The organism is Sphaerimonospora thailandensis (assembly GCF_016863115.1).
Classification (GTDB): domain Bacteria; phylum Actinomycetota; class Actinomycetes; order Streptosporangiales; family Streptosporangiaceae; genus Sphaerimonospora; species Sphaerimonospora cavernae.
In genome coordinates this window covers 1-1,163 of sequence record NZ_BOOG01000138.1, presented here as the reverse complement: position 1 = coordinate 1,163, position 1,163 = coordinate 1, and the positions used below count along the sequence as shown (strand labels likewise).

The window sequence follows — 1,163 nt, the reverse complement described above, 5'->3', positions numbered from 1 at the left end:
GTGAAGATCGCTGCATGCGGAGGGCCGCACGCGGCGGCTGTCCCTGACGAGACTCACCGCCGGTGCGGCAGGACATGGATGTCAGCGGGGATGTTGTGGTCGTCCGCCGGGTTCGGGTAGGCGGAGGACGTCGGACGGCGGAGTGGGGACGGGCCGCCGCGGCTCCCGTACCCCTCCGGTGTCGGGCCGGTCGTCCCGCCCTCCGGCGGGAACGGGCGACCGGCGGCGTAGCACTCGCTTGACGAGCCCTTTAATACCCATATATCTCGAACGCATAGGGTTACGGGGTGAGTTCCATCGTCCCGGACAGTCCTGTTGTGCTGGATGGGGGCCTGGCCACCCGGCTGGAGGCTCTCGGCTGCGACCTCAATGACGAACTGTGGTCGGCGAAACTGCTGGTCGAAGAGCCCGATGTGATTCGCCGGGCGCACCTCGGCTATTTCCGGGCGGGTGCGGACGTGGCGACCACGGCGAGCTACCAGGCGAGCGTCCCCGGCTTCGTCCGGCGTGGCCTCACTCCGCGCGAGGCACGCGACCTGATCCGCCTGTCGGTCACGCTCGCCGTCCAGGCCAGGGACGAGCACGGCGCCGGGCTGGTGGCCGCGAGCGTGGGGCCGTACGGCGCGTTCCTCGCCGACGGCGCCGAGTACACCGGCGACTACGACCTCGACGAGGACGGCCTGGCCGAGTGGCATCGTGAGCGCTTCGAGATCCTCGCCACGGCCGGGGCCGACCTGCTCGCCTGCGAGACGATCCCGTCGCTCACCGAGGCGCGGGCGCTCGCGCGCCTGCTGCGCGAGACGCCCGGGGTGCGGGCGTGGGTGAGCTTCTCCTGCCGGGACGGGCGGCACGTCAGCGACGGGACGCCGTTCACCGAGTGCGCCGCCGTCTTCGCCGACCTGCCGCAGGTCGTCGCCGTGGGCGTGAACTGCACGGCACCCCGCTTCATCCCCGACCTGATCTCCGAGGGCGCGACGATCGTCTACCCCAACTCCGGCGAAACCTGGGACGCGGCGCGGCGCCGCTGGCTCGGCCTCACCGATCCGATCGAGTACGGCGAGGCCGCAGCGGGGTGGCACGCGCTCGGCGCCACGCACGTCGGCGGCTGCTGCCGTACCACCCCCGAGCACATCCGCCGCATCCGCGAACGCCTCCGGAGCCGC

Annotated in this window: 1 protein-coding gene; it reads left to right on the top strand. The window is 72.1% G+C overall.

The features are described 5' to 3' along the window. Window positions 1-287 precede the first annotated feature (287 nt). The coding region (mmuM, locus tag Mth01_RS29315; protein ID WP_204019203.1) for a homocysteine S-methyltransferase at window positions 288-1,163 on the top strand (876 nt) is incomplete at its 3' end.